This is a genomic window from Nocardiopsis alborubida, assembly GCF_012396365.1.
GTDB lineage: Bacteria > Actinomycetota > Actinomycetes > Streptosporangiales > Streptosporangiaceae > Nocardiopsis > Nocardiopsis alborubida.
Map to the genome: position 1 here is coordinate 82861 of NZ_JAAXPG010000021.1, position 19176 is coordinate 102036.

Sequence of the window (19176 nt, forward strand, 5' to 3'; positions counted from 1 at the left end):
CGGCGGACGGCGGGGCGCGGAGGCGTCTTTTCCACGGTAACCGCGCGGCGGTTTCGGTCTGGTCCCCGGTGTGGGAGAAAATGGGGCTTATGCGTCTGAGGATCTTCCTTGAGCCCCAACAGGGGGCCACCTACGAGGACCAGCTCACCGTCGCCAGGGCCGTCGAGGACCTGGGTTTTGACGCTCTGTTCCGGTCTGACCACTACCTGCACATGGGGGATCACGTCAGCGGCCTCCCCGGGCCCACCGACGCCTGGATCACTCTCGCCGGGCTCGCCCGGGACACCTCCCGTATCCGCCTGGGCACGCTGATGACCGCGGCGACGTTCCGCTACCCCGCTCCCCTGGCGATCTCCGTCGCCCAGGTCGACCGCATGAGCGACGGCCGGGTGGAGTTCGGCTTCGGCTCGGGCTGGTTCGAGGAGGAGCACGCGGTCTACGGGATCCCCTTCCCCGCCACCGCCCGTGAGCGCTTCGACCGCTACGAGGAGCAGCTGGACATCATCACCGGCCTGTGGTCGACCCCGGCGGGGGAGACCTTCCGCTACGAGGGCAAGCACTACCGCCTGGCGGAGGGGCCCGCGCTGCCCAAGCCGCAGCAGGGTCCGCGTCCGCCGGTGCTGATCGGCGGCACCGGACCCAAGCGCACGCCGCGCCTGGCCGCCAAGTACGCCGACGAGTACAACGTGCCCTTCAGCTGGGTCGAGGACACCTCGGCCGCCTTCGAACGGACCCGGGCCGCCGTGCGGGCCTCGGGGCGCGGCACGCCGATGGTCTACTCCGCCGCGCAGGTCCTGTGCGTGGGCAGGGACGAGGCGGAGGTGGCCCGGCGGGCCGAACGGATCGGCCGAGAGGTGCCCGAGCTGCGGGAGAACGGCCTGGCGGGCACCCCGAACGAGCTGGTGGACAGGATCGGCCGCTTCGCCGAGGCGGGCGCCGAGCGCATGTACCTCCAGATGCTGGACATGTCCGACCTGGACCACCTGGAGCTGGTGGCGTCGCAGGTCGCGCCGCAGCTGGACTGATCCGCGGCCCCGGGCGTCCGGACGTCCGGACGCCCGCGGGGTCGCTGGAGAGGCGGCGGAGGCGGGGCCGCGAGGAACGGGCCGCCTCACTGCGGGCGCCACCGTGCCCGCTTCAACCCGGTTTCCGCTCCCCGGGTGCCCGAACGCAGGAAGGGCTGCGCGCGGCGTCCGTTGAGGGCGGTGGCGGTCGAGGGGTGGGCGAAGCCGAGCGGGGCCCAGGAAGGCACAGCGAGGGGGCGGTCGCACGCCGTTGGCGGCCGCCCGATAACTTGATATCGAGATACAAGTTAGATACCTTGACATCAAGATAACAGCGGGGTTCCCCTCGGCCCGCTCCCGGTTCGGGTGTGTGAAGTTGACCGCTTGACCGCACCCGGGCCGGACAACGTGGGCGCCCGCTACCAGTGGGTCGCCCGGCCGGTGGCGAGTGGTGTCGTCGCAGGCCACGGCGGGCCTGACGGAGGCCGGGAGGCAGGCGGAGGTCACCCCCGCGGCCCTTCGCCCCCGGTATCCGGTCAGGGCGGCCTCAGTAGGTCCCGCATCCGCCCCATGAGGCAGGATGCTGGGAACGTAAGTGGCGAGATCAGGAGGCAGACACCGTGTCCGCGAACAGCTTCGGCGCCCGTGACACGTTGCGCGTTGGCGACGAGTCGTACGAGATCTTCCGTCTGGAGACCGTTGAGGGTTCCAGGCGGCTTCCCTACAGCCTGAAGGTGCTGCTGGAGAACCTCCTGCGCACCGAGGACGGTGCGAACGTCACCGCCGACCACATCCGGGCCCTGGGCGGCTGGGACCCCAAGGCCCAGCCCAACCAGGAGATCCAGTTCACCCCCGCGCGGGTGATCATGCAGGACTTCACCGGCGTCCCCTGCGTCGTCGACCTCGCCACCATGCGCGAGGCCGTGCGCGACATGGGCGGCGACCCGGACAAGATCAACCCGCTCGCCCCCGCCGAGCTGGTGATCGACCACTCCGTCGTCGTCGACCTCTTCGGCCGCCCCGACGCCTTCGAGCGCAACGTCGAGATCGAGTACGAGCGCAACTACGAGCGCTACAAGTTCCTGCGCTGGGGCCAGACCGCCTTCGACGAGTTCAAGGTCGTCCCGCCCGGCACCGGTATCGTGCACCAGGCCAACATCGAGCACCTGGCGCGCGTCACCATGAGCCGCGGCGGCCAGGCCTACCCCGACACCTGCGTCGGCACCGACTCGCACACCACCATGCAGAACGGCCTGGGCATCCTGGGCTGGGGCGTGGGCGGCATCGAGGCCGAGGCCGCCATGCTCGGCCAGCCGATCTCCATGCTCATCCCGCGCGTGGTCGGCTTCAAGCTGACCGGTGAGCTCCAGCCCGGCACCACCGCCACCGACCTGGTGCTCACCATCACCGAGAAGCTGCGCCAGCACGGCGTGGTCGGCAAGTTCGTCGAGTTCTACGGCGAGGGCGTGGCCTCCGTGCCGCTGGCCAACCGCGCCACCATCGGCAACATGAGCCCGGAGTTCGGCTCCACCGCCGCGATCTTCCCGATCGACGACGAGACCATCCGGTACATGAAGCTGACCGGCCGCTCCGAGCAGCAGGTGGCCCTGACCGAGGCCTACGCCAAGGCCAACGGCTTCTGGCACGACCCGGCCAACGAGCCCGAGTTCTCCGAGTACCTGGAGCTCGACCTGGCCGAGGTGGTCCCCTCCATCGCCGGTCCCAAGCGCCCGCAGGACCGCATCGCGCTGTCGGAGGCCAAGAGCACCTGGCGCCACGACGTGCGCAACTACGTCGAGGACGAGGTCGACGAGGCGGGCGAGGAGTCCTTCCCGGCCTCCGACGCCCCGTCCCCGGCCGCCAACGGCGCCCGTCCGCACAAGGCCGTCAAGGTCACCATGGCCGACGGGACCGAGACCGAGATCGACCACGGCGCCGTGGTGATCGCCGCGATCACCTCCTGCACCAACACCTCCAACCCCTCGGTCATGCTGGGCGCCGCCCTGCTGGCCAAGAAGGCGGTGGAGAAGGGCCTGACCCGCAAGCCGTGGGTCAAGACCTCCATGGCCCCGGGCTCCAAGGTCGTCACCGACTACTACGAGCGCTCCGGCCTGACCCCGTACCTGGACAAGCTGGGCTTCAACCTGGTCGGCTACGGCTGCACCACCTGCATCGGCAACTCCGGCCCGCTGCCGGAGGAGATCTCCCAGGCCGTCCAGGACAACGACCTGGCCGTCTCCGCGGTCCTGTCCGGCAACCGCAACTTCGAGGGCCGGATCAACCCGGACGTGAAGATGAACTACCTGGCCTCGCCGCCGCTGGTGGTCGCCTACGCGCTGGCCGGGTCGATGGACGTGGACATCACCACGGAGCCGCTGGGCGTCGACAAGGACGGCGAGCCCGTCTTCCTGGCCGACATCTGGCCGAGCGCCGAGGAGATCCAGCAGGTCATGGACTCCGCGATCGCCTCGGACATGTACGAGTCCGCGTACTCGGACGTGTTCGCCGGTGACGAGCGCTGGCGCTCGCTGCCCACCCCGACGGGCAACACCTTCGAGTGGGAGGGCGAGTCGACCTACGTCCGCAAGCCCCCCTACTTCGAGGGCATGGAGACCACCCCGGCCCCGGTCACCGACATCACCGGCGCCCGGGTCCTGGCCAAGCTGGGCGACTCGGTCACCACCGACCACATCTCCCCGGCCGGCGCCATCAAGCCGGGCACCCCCGCGGCCGAGTACCTCAAGGCCAACGGTGTGGAGCGCCGCGACTTCAACTCCTACGGTTCGCGCCGCGGCAACCACGAGGTGATGATCCGGGGCACGTTCGCCAACATCCGCCTGCGCAACCAGATCGCGCCGGGCACCGAGGGCGGCTACACCCGCGACTTCACCCAGCCCGAGGGCCCGGTGTCGTTCATCTACGACGCCGCCCGCAACTACGCCGACCAGGAGATCCCGCTGGTCGTCCTGGGCGGCAAGGAGTACGGTTCGGGCTCCTCGCGCGACTGGGCGGCCAAGGGCACCAGCCTGCTGGGCGTGCGCGCGGTCATCACCGAGTCCTACGAGCGCATCCACCGCTCGAACCTGATCGGCATGGGCGTCCTGCCGCTCCAGTTCCCCGAGGGCCAGTCCGCCGACTCCCTCGGCCTGACCGGCGAGGAGACCTTCTCCATCACCGGCGTGACCGAGCTGAACGAGGGCGGTATCCCGGAGACGGTGAAGGTCAGCACCGACACCGGCGTGGAGTTCGACGCCGTGGTGCGCATCGACACCCCCGGTGAGGCCGACTACTACCGCAACGGCGGCATCCTGCAGTACGTGCTGCGCCAGCTGATCGCCAAGTAGGCGGGTCCGCGCGCGGGAGATCCCGCGTGCGGGCACCCCACGCGGCTGCGCGGGGCCGCCACCGTCCGAACGACGGTGGCGGCCCCGTTCGCGTTCGCCCCTCCCTCCACAGAAGGTAACGAAAAGGTATAGCCACCGTGGTTTGCCCGCGTCGGGTCGGGTAGCGGCACCGGTAGGGAACGAACGCAAGCTACGGCGAAGGAACCGGATCAATGTCAGAGATCATCGAGACGGTGGAGGTCGACGTCCCGGTCACCGCCGCCTACGCCCAGTGGACGAGGTTCGAGGAGTTCCCCGCCTTCATGGAGGGGGTCGACAAGGTCGTCCGCACCGGTGACGGGCACATGCTCTGGACCATCGAGATCGGCGGCCAGAAGAGGGACTTCGAGGCCGTGGTCACCGAACAGGTCCCCGGGGAGCGGATCGCCTGGAAGACCACGGACGGTACGACCCACGCCGGGGTGGTGACCTTCCACCGCCTGTCCGACACCAGCAGCAGGATCACCCTCCAGCTCAAGACGGTCCCGGAGGGCGTGGTCGAGCAGCTCGGCGACAAGCTCGGCCTGGTCAAGACCCGGGCCAAGGGCGACATGAAGCGCTTCAAGGCCTTCGTCGAGCCCGGCAGGGAGAACCCGACCGGCTGACACGGCGCCGGGCCCGGCCCCGCCCGGCGCTTGCCCCGGTCCCCCCACCGCCGCGGAGGCGGTGGGGGGACCGGTCCGTGTCCCGGGACGGGAACGCCCCGCGACACCGGGGCGCCCGCTCCGCGCCCCGGACACGCGAACTCCCGGCGCCGCCGTGCGGCACCGGGAGCCGTCCCTTCCACCCGGTGTGTCAGTGGCTGCCGCTGCTGACGCTGGAGTGGTAGGCCCCGTGGGGGCCGGCGTGGGACCAGGAGTGGTAGTACCAGGAGTGGCCGTGGCCGGAGCCGGACTTGACCACGTAGCTGTACGCCCCGTCGGAACCGGCCCCCGACCAGCTGGACGAGTAGTAGCTGTCCGCCGAGGCCAGGGCCGGGGCCCCGAGCGCCAGGACGGGTGCGGCGACGACGGTGAACGCGAATCGGCGCAGGGTCTTCCTCTGCATGGTGGCGGGTTCCCTTCGAAGCTCGGGTTGGGGAGCGGTCGTGCGGACGCGGTCGCGTCCAGTCGTGCTGTCGGCGCATCGCTGGACGCGTGGCACCGCCCGACTTTGTCCTCTTTGTCACTTTTGTCTTCCTCGTTCATCCTGACGCCGGAGCAACCCAAGAGGGAACACCAGGGACCTGTGTAAACACCAAAATCGAGGTGCCGCGCCCCCGGGTGCGCGCGAGGCACGGCCGGGGGGCCGGGGCGGCGGCGGCATCCGCGTGGTGGCCCGGGTTCCGCACGGCAGGACGTTCGGGAGCGCTCGCGAGTGCGCCGGAAGGAGGGCCCGCGGCGGTGCCGAAGGGTAAATCCCGGACATCTCGCCCCCACTGGGGGTGTCGGTAAGGAGCGCGTCACCAAGTGCCAAGTAACCCGCGAGTAACTTAGTCGACGCTTGCGGCGGATGCCCGTACTTCTGGAAATCAGCGTTCCCGGAAGTAGCCTGAGGACATGATTTCTGGAAACACACCTCCTGTCGGAGGACAGCCCCCGGTTTCCACTTCTGGAAACACACGCACCGGTCGGCCGCGCCGAACCCTCGACCTGCCCGACGACCTGGCGGATGAACACCGTGCCTTCGGCGAGAAGCTGGCCGCCTCCACCGATTTGGGGACGGCCACCCGCGACAAGTACCGGCGCAACGCCGCCCACTTCCTGGCCTGGCTCGCCCAGGCGCGCGAGGCCGGCGCCCTGGACGGCGACCCGCTGTGCGATGCGGCCGCGCGGGACTGGGCGGTGCGCGACTACCGCCGCACGTTGAAGAACACCCGCACCGCCCGGGGAACCCACCTGTCGGCGGCCACCATCAACAACCGCCTCGCCGCCATCGACGCCTTCTTCGCCCTGCGCGGCTCGGGACGGCCCGACGTGGTCCGCGAGCACCTGGCCCGCCCCAGCGCTCCACGCGCGCTCGAGGCCCGCGCCAAGCTGAGGTTCCTGCGCACCGTGGCCCGCGACGCCTCCGCCCGGGACCGGGTGATCTGCCACCTGGCCTACTACACGGGGTTGCGCATCGCCGAGATCGTCGCCCTGGACGCGGCCGACATCCGCCTGTCCGCGCGCCGGGGCAGCGTGCGGGTGCGCGGCAAGGGACGGTTGGGCGGCAAGGACCGCACCGTCCCGCTGCACGCCGAGGCCCGCGCCTCCCTCGAACTCCTCCTGGACGAGCTCGGCCGCCCTGCTGCCGGTCCGCTGGTGCGCAACCGCGACGGCCAGGCGCTGTCGACGCGGGCGGCGAACGCGGTGGTGTGCGAGTTGGGGTCAGCGGCCGGAATCGGACCGGGCGACGACGGGGAGGCGTTCGGCCCACACGTGCTACGGCACACCTTCGGCACCGACCTGGTGCGCGGCTGCGGCGACCTGGCGAAGGAGCCGGTGGACCTGGTGACCGTGGCCGAGTTGATGGGGCACGCCGACATCAACACCACCCGCCGCTACGCTCTGCCCACCGAGGCCGACAAGGCCGCCGCCCTGGAGGTGCTCACCGTCGACCGGTGAGGCCCGCAGCGCCGCACGATGCCTCATGCGTGCCCTAGGACAGCAGGAAGGCGCCGACGACCACCAGGGTGGCGGCGCTGATGGCCACGACGAGGACCAGCGCGATCGTGCCGGTGCGCTCTTCTTCGGGGGTGGGGTCCTGGTCGCTCGGGGTGCAGCAGCCGCTCATCGGGGTCCCTTCGTGGTGGTGTGGTCGGTGAGGCGGCCGATCCCGGGCAGGAAACGGCCGGTGCGCGCGGCGTAACCGGAGTAGGCGGCGCCGTGGATGCGCCGCAGGTAGGGTTCCTCGATCGCCCTGACCTGCATTTGAACGCCGATGAGGACGGCGGCTGCGCCGAGTACGGCGATGGGGTTGGGGACCGTCAGGGCCAGGCCCAGCGACATCGCGGTGTAGGCGGTGTAGATGGGGTTGCGGGCGATGCGGAACGGGCCGCCGGTCACCAGGTGCGGGCGTTCGGTCTCATCGGGTGTGGTTCGCCAGGCCTGGCCCATGGCGAGCTGGGTGGCGAAGGTCCCCGCCACGCCCAGGGCGGCCAGGGCCGCGCCGGCGGTGCGCAGGGCGGGCTGGTCGAGGCCGGGCAGCGGCGTGAGGCCGGCCAGTTCGGCGATGGGTGCGGCGACGCCGGTGGCCAGGCTGCCCAGTGCGAGCGGGAGTCGGGCGGCCCAGGCCAGCGGGCTGGCCGGGCGTCGGATCCCGGTGTCGGTGCCGTGGCGTCGTTGGAGTTGCGTCTTGGTCGCGGTCAGGACGATGAAGACGCCGTAGAGCACCAGTGCGGTGATGGCCATCGTGCTCACCTGCCCTTTTGGGTGCGGGTGGCGACGCCGAGGAGGTAGTCGCTACCGATGCGGGTGCGCCAGTTCTCGCCGATGTGCAGGCCGTGGCGGGGCAGCTCGGCGAGGAACTCGCCCGCGCTGAACCGGTCGGCGGTGGGGTGGTCGAACAGGGCCTTGTAGGTGGGGCGGGCCAGGGCGGTGGCGGTGACCTCGTCGAAGAAGAACCGGCCACCCGGTGTGAGAACGCGGGCGACCTCGGCCAGGGCCTCTCTCCAGTTCGGGATGTGGTGGATGATCGCGAAGTCGAACACCGCGTCGTAGGAGGCGTCCTTTCCGCCGTCGATGGGGCCGAAGGCGGCGGCCAGGTCGGTGGCCGAGCCGCGCGCGAGGTAGACGCGCTCGCCGTGGCGCTGAAGGCGGCGCCGTGCTTTGGCCAGCATTTTGGGGTCCAGGTCCACGGCGTCCACGGACGCGGCGCCGAAGGTGTCCAGGATGAGTTTGGTGCCGTATCCGGGTCCGCATCCCAGCTCGGCGGTGTGGGCGCCTGGCGTGCGCCCGCCCAGTTCGACCAGCACTGCGGCCTCGTAGTGCTGCAACCAGCGCCGGGGCGGTGAGTCGATCAGCGCCGACTCCACGCGGTTCATGAGCATGCCCACACCTTTCAACATCGCCAACATGGGATATGATCGCTATATGACGATGAATAGCACGGATGAGTGCGTAGCCACAACTACGGGCTTGGGCGCTGCCGAGGCGCTCTTCCACAGCCTCTCCGACGGCACCCGGCTGGCCATCGTGCGCCGCCTGGCCCAAGGTGAGGCGCGGGTGTCCGACCTGGTGGAACAGTTGGGACTGGCCCAGTCCACGATCTCCAAGCACGTGGCATGCCTGCGCGACTGCAACCTGGTCGACGGGCGTCCCGAGGGACGGCAGGTGTTCTACTCCCTGACCCGCCCCGAGCTGCTGGACCTGCTGGCCTCGGCCGAGATCCTGCTGGCCGCGACCGGCAGCGCGGTCGCACTGTGCCCCAACTACGGAACCGACAGCACGACGATGACGGAGGTGCGCGGTGAGTGACGCGTGCGGATGCGGTGGCGACGAGCCCCGCGCAGGGGAAGCAGCCGAAGAGCACGAACCGGAGGCGTTGTGGCAGGTGAGCGAGATCCGCTTCGCCGCCGTCGCCGCGGCGCTGCTGCTGGCCGGGTACGGCGCGGGCTGGGTCGGCGCCGGCGACCTGGTGGGGTTGGTTCTCAAGGCCGCCGCGCTGGCGGTCGCGGGGTGGACGTTCGTCCCCTCCACCGTGCGCCGCCTGGCTAAGGGCAGGATCGGCGTGGGCACGCTGATGACCATCGCCGCCGTTGGCGCCGTGCTGTTGGGTGAGGTGGGCGAGGCCGCGATGCTGGCGGTGCTCTACACCATCGCCGAAGGGCTGGAGGAGTACTCCGTGGCCCGCACCCGCCGCGGCCTACGCGCCCTGCTGGACCTGGTCCCCGACCAGGCCAGAGTGCTGCGCGACGGAACCGAGCGCACCGTCGACCCGGCCGAGCTGGTCGTGGGCGACACGCTGGTGGTGCGCCCCGGGGAGCGCCTGGCCACCGACGGCCGTATCGCCTCCGGGCACACCAGCCTGGACACCTCGGCCATCACCGGCGAGTCCGTCCCCGTCGAGGCCGGACCCGGGAACGAGGTGTTCGCCGGCTCCATCAACGGCACCGGCGTCCTGGAGGTGACCGTCACCTCCACCGCGGCCGACAACTCCCTGGCCCGCATCGTCTCCATCGTGGAGGCCGAGCAGTCCCGCAAGGGCGCCGGACAGCGCCTGGCCGACAAGATCGCCAAACCGCTGGTGCCCGGGGTGATGATCGCCGCCGCCCTCATCGCCGCCCTCGGGGCGCTCTTCGGTGACCCGCTGATGTGGATCGAACGCGCCCTGGTCGTGCTGGTGGCCGCCTCCCCCTGCGCGCTGGCCATCTCCGTCCCGGTCACCGTGGTCGCCGCGATCGGCGCCGCCTCCAAGCACGGCACCCTGGTCAAGGGCGGCGCCGCCCTCGAAGCCATGGGCCGGGTCAAGACCGTCGCGTTGGACAAGACCGGCACCCTGACCCGCAACCGCCCGGCCGTCATCGAAACCGCCCCGGCGCCCGGCCACACCGCAGAGCAGGTACTGGCGGTGGCCGCCGCGCTGGAGGAGCGCAGCGAACACCCCCTCGCCCGCGCCATCCTGGCCGCCGCCCCCGCACCCCAGCGGGCCGAGCACGTGGAGGCGGTCACCGGAGCCGGGCTCACCGGAACCCTGAACGGCCGCAGTGTCCGGTTGGGCCGACCGGGCTGGATCGAGGCCGACCCACTGGCCGGGGACGTGAAGCGGATGCAGCACGCCGGGGCCACCGCCGTCCTGGTCGAGGACGACGGCGCGCTGCTGGGCGCCATCGCGGTGCGCGACGAGCTGCGCCCCGAGGCGGGCGAGGTCGTGGCCTCCCTGCGCGGTGCGGGCTACCGGGTGGTGATGCTCACCGGCGACAACCACGCCACCGCCACCACCCTGGCCGCCCAGGCGGGCATCGATCCGGGTGACGTGCACGCCGAGCTGCGCCCCGAGGACAAGTCCCGCATCGTCGGCCAGCTACGCGAACACGGCCCGGTGGCGATGGTCGGCGACGGCGTCAACGACGCACCCGCCCTGGCCACCGCCGACCTCGGGATCGCCATGGGCGCCATGGGCACCGACGTGGCCATCGAGACCGCCGACGTCGCTTTGATGGGCGAGGACCTGCGCCACCTGCCCCAGGTCCTGGGCCACGCCCGCCGCTCTCGGGTCATCATGTGGCAGAGCGTGGGACTGTCGCTGGCCATCATCATCGGCCTGATGCCCCTGGCCCTGTTCGGCATCCTGGGCCTGGCCGCGGTCGTGCTGGTGCACGAGGTGGCCGAGGTCGTGGTCATCGGCAACGGCATCCGCGCCGGACGCACCCGCCGCCTGGGACTGGCTCCCGGTGGTCCCGCCACCGCCGCACCACGCGAGCGTGCGGGGGCGACGGCGTGAGGCCGACGACACCGACTGCGGCCGGCACGCTCCCCCGTTGGGGCGTGCTGGCCGCCGCCCTCACACTCACAGCCGCCGACCTGGCCCTGAAGGCCCTAGCCGAAGACCGGCTGACCGGCGGGCCCGGACCACAACTCCTGGGGCTGCTGGAGTTGCGCCTGACCTACAACCCCGGCGTCGCTTTCAGCCTGGGCGCGAGCATGCCCACATGGGTCATCGTGGCCCTCACCGGGCTCATCACCGCCGCCGTGGCCGCCTACGCCTGGCGCACCGCCCCTACCACCCCGCTCGCGGGCCGCGTCGGTCTGGCCGGGATGTTGGGCGGTGCGCTGGCCAACCTCATCGATCGCGGCCTGGACGGTGTGGTCACCGACTACCTGCACAGCGGCTGGTGGCCCACCTTCAACCTCGCCGACGCCTTCATCGTCGCAGGGGCGGTACTGCTCGTGCTCACGTCCGCCCGCCAGGGCGCACCGGCACCGCCCGGTAAGGACTCCGACCCGTGGACCTGATCATCATCGCCCAGGCGGCCGGCCTGTTCGCCCTCACCAACATCGACGACATCGTGGTGCTCGCGCTGTTCTTCGCCCAAGGCGCCGGGCACCGCGGGGCCACCGCCAAGATCGTGGCCGGGCAGTACCTGGGCTTCATCGCGATCTTGGCCGCCGCGCTGGCCGCCACCTTCGGCGCGAGTTTCCTGCCCGAGGAGGTGCGCGCCTACTTCGGGCTGCTGCCGCTGCTGCTGGGCCTGCGCGCGGCCTGGAACCTGTGGCGCGGCGATGACGACGATGAGGCCCCCGACAGCGACAACGGCCCGGCCCTGCTCACCGTCGCCACCGTCACCTTCGCCAACGGCGGCGACAACATCGGCGTTTACGTCCCCGTCTTCGTCACCGTCGGCTACGCCAGTCTGGCCGTCTACGCGACGGTCTTTCTGATCCTGGTCGGTGTGCTGTGCGCGGCCGGCAAGTTCCTGGCCACCCGCGCTCCCATCGCCCGCGCGCTCAGCCGCTGGGGTCACATCCTGCTGCCTCTGGTCCTCATTGTCCTGGGTGTGGTCATCCTCATCGAGGGCGGCGCCTTCGGACTGTAGGCACACCCACCGGTTCCCGCACCCGGTCCGGACACCGTCTCGGTCTCATCCACCCAGGGCCAGGCGGTTGCCCATGTTCAGACGGATGTCGCCATAGGGGTTCATGTTCGAGGAGAACAGCGGGGTGAGCCCGCGCCGGTCCTCGGCCGTCAGCGTGTTCTCCCACTCGGGTTCGGCCAGCACCTGCTGGAGCATCAGCGTGTTCACATACACCAGGCACGCCTGGAGGATGTGCAGGGCGAGCATGGTCAACTCCTGCTCCTCGCGGCGGTTGGAGGACAGCTCCCCCGTCTTGCCGTAGAGGATCTCGCCGTGGATGCCGTGGGAGTTCTCCACCACGTTCAGCCCCGACCCCACCTCGTACTGCAAATCGCGATCGCGCAGGTAGCGCGCCGCAAACGCGGTCTTCTCGGCCCGGCCCACCTCCAGCATCGCCGCGTAGGTGGGGTGGGAGGCGGCCCGGGTGAAGCGGCGCAGGATCGCCTCGGTGGAGGCGGTGCCCAGCCGGATCGCGGTGGCGTACTTGATCATCTGGTCGTACTGCTGGGCGATCAGGTCCCAGCGGATCGGCCGGGTCATCGCAGGCCGCAACAGCGGGTAGGTTTCCAGGTCGCCGCGGTCGGGCTGGTAGAGCTTGACCCGGTTGATCTGCTTGATGCGCGGCAACAGCTTGAACCCCAGCAACCGCGTGATACCGAACCCGATCTCGGACTGGCCGTGGGAGTCGACGTAGTTGGCCTCCACGTTCATCGAGGTGCCGTGCCGCATCGCCCCCTCCACCATGGCGTGCACCTCCGAGGCCGAACACGACAGCAACTGGGAGTGCACGGCCATCGACCGCTCCTCGATGTGCCAGTAGATGAGCACACCCCGGCCCCCGTACCGCGAGTGCCACTCGGTGAACAGGTTCTGGTCGAACGCCTTCACATGCGTGGAGTCCGACCCCACCGCGGTCGACCCCTGCCCCCAGAGCGCTTCGGAGCGGATGGCGAAGGTCGCGTTGGCGATCGCGCGGGCGGCGCCCCGGGCCCCCTCGATGGTGAAGTAGCGGCGCCGGATGTAGCGCAGGTCGTCCTCGGAGTAGGCGTGCTCGCCCGCAGCCGCCCGACGCAGCCCGGTGTTGGTGCCATAGGCGTAGATCACCAGGATCAGCCGCTCCCACAGCTCCTCGGTGGTGATGGCCTCGCGGGTGCCGACCCCGGTGAAGGCCTCCAGCATCCCGGTGCGCAGCGCGGTCTCCTTGAGCATGTCCAGCAAAGGGACCACACCCCACTTGGCGCGCACCGCCTTCTTCAACCTGCGCAGGTTGCGCGGCTCAGCACGCGCCTCCAACGGCGTCAGGCTGATCGCCCCCGCCTTGCGCTCGGCGACCTCCACCCACCCCAGGCGGGGCAGCGCGTCGTTGAGGTGGGCCAGCTCGGTCACCATGTCGCCGCGCAGGCGCGCGATGAACTCATCCGGATCCAGGGGCTGGTTCAACTTCCGGTAGTTCTCCACGCGCTTGTCCGCGAAGTCGGCGGGCAGGTCCTCATCCGGATTGCGCCACCGGTCCGCGCCCACCACCCAGATCTCCTTGCAGCGCAACTGCTCGCGCAGGCTCTGGAACACCCCGCACTCATAGACGGTGCGCAGCACCCGCACCCGGCCGCGCTGGTCGGTGCGGTGCAGCAGCTCGCGCAGCTCGAAGGGGATCACCCCGTCGACGGGGACGTGCTCACCGGCGTCGTAGTAGGGGCGGTTGTTGGCCACCTCCCGGTAGCGGCAGATCAGCTCCAGGGCCTTGACCAGCGGGCGGTGCACGTCGTTGGAGGAGTGGAACTCCAGCACGTCCAGCAGTTGGAGCAGCCCCACGCGGTAGTGGTTGGAGTAGGAGGACTTGAACACCCGCTGCTTGTGCTGGCGGTAGCTGGTGCCCTTGGACCGGAACTCGGCCAGCAGGTCCTTCAGCGTCTGCTCACCGCCGGCGGCCGGGTAGACCACCTCGCGCACCAGCGACTCCGGCGAGCCCACGGACGCCTCGGCGATCCGGAAGAGGATGTCCTCCTTGCCCGAGACCCGCTTGAGGTCGCGAACGAACTCGGCGGTCACGACCTTCTCCGCGCGGGCGTTGATCTTGTGCACGGTCGAGATCACCAGATCGACCAGGGTGTCGGTGATCTCCCGCTCACGTGAGAACAGCAGCGCTCCCAGCAGGCACACCTTGATCTGGTGCGGGTGGCCGCGCAGGTGCGAGGGAGCCTCGGCCGCGGCCCGGTCCCGCCACGCGGCCACCATCGTGGCCGGGAGGCGCGCGAAGGCCCGGTGCGGCACCCCGACAGCGCGCACCGCTTCCAGCTTCGTCTTCTCCGCGATCAGCGTCTTGAGGCTGACATTGCCCGGGGCGTCCTTGATCCGCGCATACACCTCGGGGCCCTCCCCTGCCGCCGGCGCCTCGTCGGGGTCGTCGCTGGCCTGACCGATCAGCGTGAGCATCCGCTCCACGACCTCGGCGGGCACCTCGCCCACCGCGCGGGCCATCATCTGATCCTCGGCCTGGCTCAGCGCCGAGCGCACGATCCGCTCGATGCGGGTCTTCTCCGGCGGCTCGATCAGCTCCTCTTTGCAGTGCTCCAGCAGGCGCTGGCGTACCCGGTCGGGGTTGCGCTCCTGGTCGCACACGTTCTCGGCCAACCACAGCGTGACCTTCTCGGCGTCGGGAACCGAGCACTCGCCGAAGCCGGTGAACTCGCGGATCTCGGTGCGGTTCCGCTTGGCCGAACGCCCCTGCCAGTCGTAGAAGGCGATCTCGGAAGGCTCGACCTTGACCTGCCTGGCCACGTGGACGACGGCGTTGTCGGGCACCTCACCGCGGCCGCGCGGGAACCGGCCGCGCCAGAGCAGGAAACGCAGGGTCAGCGCGAACCCGAGCCGGGTCGCCCCGGACTTGTTCCGCAGCAGCCTCAACTCGTCGGCGGTGAGGGTGAAGGCGTCGAGGAGTTCGTCCAGGTCCAGATCACGCGCCACCCGACCGTCCCCTGCCCGCTCGTGTCCCTGGCCGAGCGGTACGCCCGGCTATCCACGATCTTCCGGGGCGCTGGGGCTGGTTGTCCGGAGAACCCGTAAGTTACTCGCGGGTTACTTGGCACCTGGTGACACGCTCCTTACCGACACCCCCACTGCGAACCCACGGAACCCCGCGTGTGCGGGGCGGACGGCCCCGGGTGGCGTCGCGCCCGCTCCGCGCCCCGGACACGCGAACTCCCGGCGCCGCCGTGCGGCACCGGGAGCCGTCCTCGGGAGTCGGCGACCCTAGCCGGCGCCGCTCTCCGTCTCGGAGGAGTAGGCGCCGCCCTCACCGGCGACGCTGAAGGACTCCTCGAACCAGGACTTGCCGTCACCGGCGAAGGCCTCGAGCTCGTGGTGGAAAGCACCGTTGGAGCCGGCGCCACTCGTCTCCGTCTCGTAGTACGCGTCAGCCGAGGCCAGGGCCGGGGCCCCGAAGGCCAGAGCGGGTGCGGCGACGGCCGTGATCGCGATGCGGCGCAGGGTCTTCTTCTGCATGACAGTGGGTTTCCCTTCGTGGCTTGGTGCGGGGACTCCGACGCCGTGCGGGCGGTCGCAGGTCGACGCTGTCCGCGAGGTGCGAAAGCGCGTGGAACCACCGGGCGTTCTCCCCGCTTCCCAGCCTGCGGCCGGGCAGGCCAAGGGGGAACACCAGAAAGCTGACTAAAATCCAAAATCGAGACATTCAGCAAAAAAGCGTGTGCGGAGCGTGCGGAAGCCGACGGGTGCGGCGGCCGGATCCCGGGCGGGGCGGGCTCTCCCGGGCCTCCCGCCCCGGCGGCGTCCGGGGCCGCGGACGGGTCCCACCCCGGCTGATGTCCGTAAACCTCCGCTATGCTCACCGCATGCCCGGCCCCACCAGCCCCCGCTCACGGCTCATTTCGGCCGTCGTTCTCCCGGTGCTGCTGATCCTCCTCCCGGTCCTCGGCGCCACCACCCCCGCCTCGGCGCAACCCGAGCCCGGGGCCGGGGCCCACGAGGAGCGTGCCACCCCCGCGGAGCACTACGCCGCCCTGCTGGCCGAGCAGCGCGAGGGCGCCGCCGTGGTCGTGGACGACGCCCTGGTCGGCCGGTACGACCTGGAGGAGCTGGAGGCCGACCTCCACGACTCCTTCGGCGCCCTGGACGTGCCCTACCACGTCGTGGCCAGCCCCTTCCCCGGCACGGAGCCGCAGTGGGGAGGGGACATGCTGCCCGCCCTGGCCGACCGCGTCGGGGCGGACGGCCTCTACGTCCTCCTCCAGCCCGACAGCGTTCCCCTGGCCCGGGCCGCGGGCGTCGACCTCCCGGTGGAGGCCGCCTCCGACGCGGTTCGCTACTCCCCCGAGCTGAACTACTACGGCGCCCCCCTCGACGAGGTCGCCGACGCCTTCGCGCTGGCCCTGGCCGACCCGGACGCGCAGGCCACGGCCGACCGCCTCCGGCAGGAGTACTCCGCCGAGCAGGACGCCTACCGGACCCCCACGGCCTGGGAGGAGTTCCTGGAGGACCTGGACCCGACGAGGTCGGTCGGGCCCAGCAACCTGGGCTTCCTGGTGAGCACCGCGACCGGCGCGCTGCTCACCCTGTCCCTCTTCCACGTGTGGTGGACGCGCCGCAGGGGAGGCAGCACGGTCGCCGCGGTCGCCGTCGCCGCGGTGTTCGGGCTGGCCCTGCCCGCCGCCGGTGTGGCCGGGGCCCTGCACTACATGGACAGCGTGCCCCTGGACGCGAACGAGCTCCCCGACCCCCTGGAACAGGCCCGGTCGGAGCCGCCCTACGTGCCCTCCACCGTGCGCGTGGAACGGGTGCTGGACGGGCTCGGCGACGGCCCCCTCTACGTGGACCCCCTGAGCCCGCTGCCCCGCGAGGGGCTCGCGGAGGTCGCCGAGCGCGCGGAGCGGTCCTCCGTCCCGGTGTACGCGGTCGTCCTGCCGATGGCCGCCACCGACGAGAGCGAGGGCGAACCGGACCGGTTCGCGCACGCGATGCACCACGTCCTGGGTGAGGACGGCGTCTACGCGATCATCACCCAGGAGTCCTACGAGGAGACGCCCGAGACCACCGTGCTCGCCTTCGGGACCGGCCTGGAGTCCTACTACCTGGACCGGGAGCTGGACGAGGGCGGCGCCACGACCCCGGCGCAGGAGCTCGGCCTGCTGCTGGACGCGATCGAGCAGCTCCCGCGCGAACCGGAGGCGGGGGACCCGCTGCCCCCCGAGACCCCCACGACCGTTCCAGAACCGCGGACGGAGCGCTTCTGGGAGGACTTCTGGGCCGGGGCGCTGTTCCTGGGCCCCATGCTCGGCGCGATCCTGCTGGGCACGGTGCTGGGAACGGCGCTCCTGGTACGGGGTTCGCGCGGGGTACGCGAACGCCAGCCCTCATCGCGGGCCCTGCGCCGCACCGCCGAGCGCGAGCGCGCGCGACTGGCCGCCCTGGTCTCCTCCGACCGGTCCACGAGCCTCCCCGGATCGATGATGCCCCCGGTCGAGGCGGCTCTGATGGTCATGGACGCCGACCCCGACGACCTGGACCTGGTCGGCGTGGCGGTCGTCTCCCGCAGGGCGCACGCCGCGCTGGACGACCCCGGCTCCGCGAACGCCTCTCCGTGCATGGTCAACCCCCTGCACGGCCCCGCCACGGCGTTCAAGCGCACCGGTCCACGGGACCGGCGCGGCCTGTTCCCCGTGTGCCGGGAGTGCGCCGACCTGACCGACCAGCAGCGCACGGCCGCCCTGTTGCGGGTGCGCGACGGTGCGGGGACGCGGCGGGACCACCTGTCGATGAACGAGCGCGCGTGGGTCGAGTACCGCTTCGGGGCCAAGAACCCCGCGCGTATGGCCGAGAGGCTCCTGGAGGAGATCGATGCCCGCTGATTCCCCGCAGGCCCGGTACACGGCGCGGGCGCTGGCCGCGACCTGCGCCGTGCTGCTCCTGTGCCCCGCGACCGCCGCCCTGGCCCAGGACCTGGACGCGCAGGACCGCACCCAGGCCATCGCCGACGCGCTGGAGGAGTCGCCGGTCTACGTCGACCCCGCCTACGAGTCCGCCTTCCCGGCCGAGGACCAGGAGCGCGTCGCCGGGGTCATCGAGTCCTCCGACCTGGACCTGTACGTGATCGCGGTGCCCCTGACGGTCGGTGACGCCTGGAACGGGGACGCGGCCACGCTCGTGTCGGTCGTGCACGACCGCAGGGGCGGCGGCGAGGGGCACTACCTGGCCTACGAGGAGGCGTCGGGGTTCCACGGGGAGGACTACGGTCCCGGTGTCCAGGAGGCGGCCCCCGCGCACCACGGGGCCCTGGCCGCCTCCTACGGGACGGACTTCGACGGCTCCATGCTCCAGCAGGCCGACGCGGCCGTGGAGGCCGCGCTGTCCGACGACCCGCGCGCGGCCTACGAGGCGGCCCTCCAGGCCTACGAGGAGGCCAATCCCCACATCACCGGCATGGGCGGGGGCGCCGGGCAGGGGAGCGGCACGGGATCCGGCCCGCTGTTCGCGGTCGGGGCCGTCATCGCGGTCCTGCTCGTGATCATGTCGGCGCTGTTCGTGCGCGGCCGCCTCACCGCACGCGTGGGCAGGCGCAGGGCGGCCTCCATCACCCAGCACGCGGCCTTCGACAACGCCGACCGCGCCCAGCTGGACTCCCTGGTCGAACAGGGCGAGCGCGACCTCATCGAGGTGGGGGAGCGTCTGAGCCTCATGGACGCGGACCCGGGGGCCGACGCCAAGTCGGGCCAGAGCCTCCAGCGCGCCCTGGACGCCCGGTCCGCCGCCGCGGCCGTCCACGACCGGATGGCCGCCGAGGGAGCCACCCTGCCCGACGCCGTGGGCGTGCTCGTGCTGCTCGACATCGCCGAGGACGCGCTGGAGAGCGCGGCCAGGGGCTCGCGCTCCGCCGTCCGGCGCCGCCACTGCTACGCCAACCCGCTGCACGGCACGAACACCAAGGTGACGCCCTGGCGGGAGTTCGGCGGCACGCGCACCATCCGCGTCCCGCTGTGCGCCGACTGCGCCAAGGCCGTCCGCAACCGGGCGCGTCCCGTGGTCCTGCCCGCCGAGCACGAGGGCGCGCAGGTGCCCTACTACGAGGTGCCCGCGGAGGAGAGCGTGTGGGCCGCCACCGGCTACGGCACGCTCACCGACGACCTCGTCCAGCGCGTCCAGCGCGGCGACCACCGGCCCCGGGGGCGGGCCCGCTGACGGTCCGGCCGTGACGCGGGAAGGTATTCGGACGGGCACGGGGAGAGAACGTTTCGCCCCCGCAGGG

The 19176-nt window shown here is 71.4% G+C and carries 15 protein-coding genes and 1 pseudogene; 10 read left to right on the top strand and 6 right to left on the bottom strand.

Annotation, left to right across the window (positions count from 1 at the left end; genetic code table 11):
- The first annotated feature begins 89 nt into the window (after nucleotides 1-89).
- The 3 genes from HGB44_RS21250 (at nucleotide 90) to HGB44_RS21260 (ending at nucleotide 4992) form a co-directional block, all read left to right on the top strand.
- On the top strand, nucleotides 90-1025 hold the full coding sequence (locus HGB44_RS21250) for an LLM class F420-dependent oxidoreductase (RefSeq protein WP_061083626.1): 936 nt from the start codon (nucleotides 90-92) through the stop codon (nucleotides 1023-1025).
- Nucleotides 1026-1624: 599 nt separating this feature from the next.
- Nucleotides 1625-4348, top strand: a complete 2724-nt coding sequence (gene acnA / locus HGB44_RS21255; protein WP_061083625.1) for an aconitate hydratase AcnA — start codon at nucleotides 1625-1627, stop codon at nucleotides 4346-4348.
- Between the two features lie 212 nt (nucleotides 4349-4560).
- Nucleotides 4561-4992: an SRPBCC family protein gene (locus tag HGB44_RS21260; protein WP_061083624.1), complete on the top strand. Its 432-nt coding sequence runs from the start codon at nucleotides 4561-4563 to the stop codon at nucleotides 4990-4992.
- A 190-nt stretch (nucleotides 4993-5182) separates the two neighbouring features.
- On the opposite strand, the gene HGB44_RS21265 is transcribed toward HGB44_RS21260, so the two are convergent.
- Nucleotides 5183-5434, bottom strand: a complete 252-nt coding sequence (locus HGB44_RS21265; RefSeq protein WP_061083623.1) for a hypothetical protein — start codon at nucleotides 5432-5434, stop codon at nucleotides 5183-5185.
- Nucleotides 5435-5925: 491 nt separating this feature from the next.
- On the opposite strand from HGB44_RS21265, the gene HGB44_RS21270 reads away from it, so the two are divergent.
- A complete protein-coding gene (locus HGB44_RS21270; RefSeq protein ID WP_061083622.1) occupies nucleotides 5926-6972 on the top strand; it encodes a tyrosine-type recombinase/integrase in 1047 nt (348 codons plus the stop codon).
- Between the two features lie 34 nt (nucleotides 6973-7006).
- Here the strand turns inward: HGB44_RS21270 and HGB44_RS32520 are convergent, their stop codons facing one another.
- Genes HGB44_RS32520 through HGB44_RS21280 form a run of 3 tightly spaced genes read right to left on the bottom strand, consistent with a single transcriptional unit; the run spans nucleotide 7007 to nucleotide 8396 of the window.
- The gene (locus HGB44_RS32520; RefSeq protein WP_017611624.1) at nucleotides 7007-7141 is read right to left on the bottom strand and encodes a hypothetical protein; all 135 of its coding nucleotides are present in this window, start codon (nucleotides 7139-7141) and stop codon (nucleotides 7007-7009) included.
- Nucleotides 7138-7758, bottom strand: coding sequence for a methyltransferase family protein (locus HGB44_RS21275; protein ID WP_017611623.1), 621 nt, complete (start codon nucleotides 7756-7758; stop codon nucleotides 7138-7140). Before HGB44_RS21275 ends, HGB44_RS32520 begins: the two co-directional genes overlap by 4 nt.
- A gap of 5 nt (nucleotides 7759-7763) precedes the next feature.
- Complete coding sequence (locus HGB44_RS21280; protein WP_017611622.1) at nucleotides 7764-8396, bottom strand: class I SAM-dependent methyltransferase; 633 nt, start codon at nucleotides 8394-8396, stop codon at nucleotides 7764-7766.
- Nucleotides 8397-8439: 43 nt separating this feature from the next.
- On the opposite strand from HGB44_RS21280, the gene HGB44_RS21285 reads away from it, so the two are divergent.
- Genes HGB44_RS21285 through HGB44_RS21300 form a run of 4 tightly spaced genes read left to right on the top strand, consistent with a single transcriptional unit; the run spans nucleotide 8440 to nucleotide 11882 of the window.
- Nucleotides 8440-8823 (top strand): ArsR/SmtB family transcription factor, encoded by a 384-nt coding sequence (locus HGB44_RS21285; RefSeq protein ID WP_026118041.1) that lies wholly within the window; start codon nucleotides 8440-8442, stop codon nucleotides 8821-8823.
- The gene (locus HGB44_RS21290; protein WP_168444094.1) at nucleotides 8816-10789 is read left to right on the top strand and encodes a heavy metal translocating P-type ATPase; all 1974 of its coding nucleotides are present in this window, start codon (nucleotides 8816-8818) and stop codon (nucleotides 10787-10789) included. The genes HGB44_RS21285 and HGB44_RS21290 overlap by 8 nt, the downstream gene beginning before the upstream one ends.
- Before the next feature lie 44 nt (nucleotides 10790-10833).
- Complete coding sequence (locus HGB44_RS21295; protein WP_017611619.1) at nucleotides 10834-11301, top strand: signal peptidase II; 468 nt, start codon at nucleotides 10834-10836, stop codon at nucleotides 11299-11301.
- Complete coding sequence (locus HGB44_RS21300) at nucleotides 11292-11882, top strand: cadmium resistance transporter (protein ID WP_017611618.1); 591 nt, start codon at nucleotides 11292-11294, stop codon at nucleotides 11880-11882. Before HGB44_RS21295 ends, HGB44_RS21300 begins: the two co-directional genes overlap by 10 nt.
- 45 nt (nucleotides 11883-11927) lie before the next feature.
- On the opposite strand, the pseudogene HGB44_RS21305 reads toward HGB44_RS21300, so the two are convergent.
- Both HGB44_RS21305 and HGB44_RS21310 read right to left on the bottom strand, forming a co-directional pair.
- Nucleotides 11928-14894 (bottom strand): annotated as a pseudogene (locus HGB44_RS21305) (Tn3 family transposase); the annotation flags it as partial.
- 276 nt (nucleotides 14895-15170) lie between these two features.
- On the bottom strand, nucleotides 15171-15422 hold the full coding sequence (locus HGB44_RS21310) for a hypothetical protein (protein ID WP_061083482.1): 252 nt from the start codon (nucleotides 15420-15422) through the stop codon (nucleotides 15171-15173).
- A gap of 347 nt (nucleotides 15423-15769) precedes the next feature.
- Between HGB44_RS21310 and HGB44_RS21315 the strand changes: the two genes are divergently transcribed.
- A complete protein-coding gene (locus HGB44_RS21315; protein WP_061083481.1) occupies nucleotides 15770-17782 on the top strand; it encodes a hypothetical protein in 2013 nt (670 codons plus the stop codon).
- The gene (locus HGB44_RS21320) at nucleotides 17772-19109 is read left to right on the top strand and encodes a hypothetical protein (protein WP_061083480.1); all 1338 of its coding nucleotides are present in this window, start codon (nucleotides 17772-17774) and stop codon (nucleotides 19107-19109) included. Before HGB44_RS21315 ends, HGB44_RS21320 begins: the two co-directional genes overlap by 11 nt.
- Nucleotides 19110-19176 lie beyond the last annotated feature (67 nt).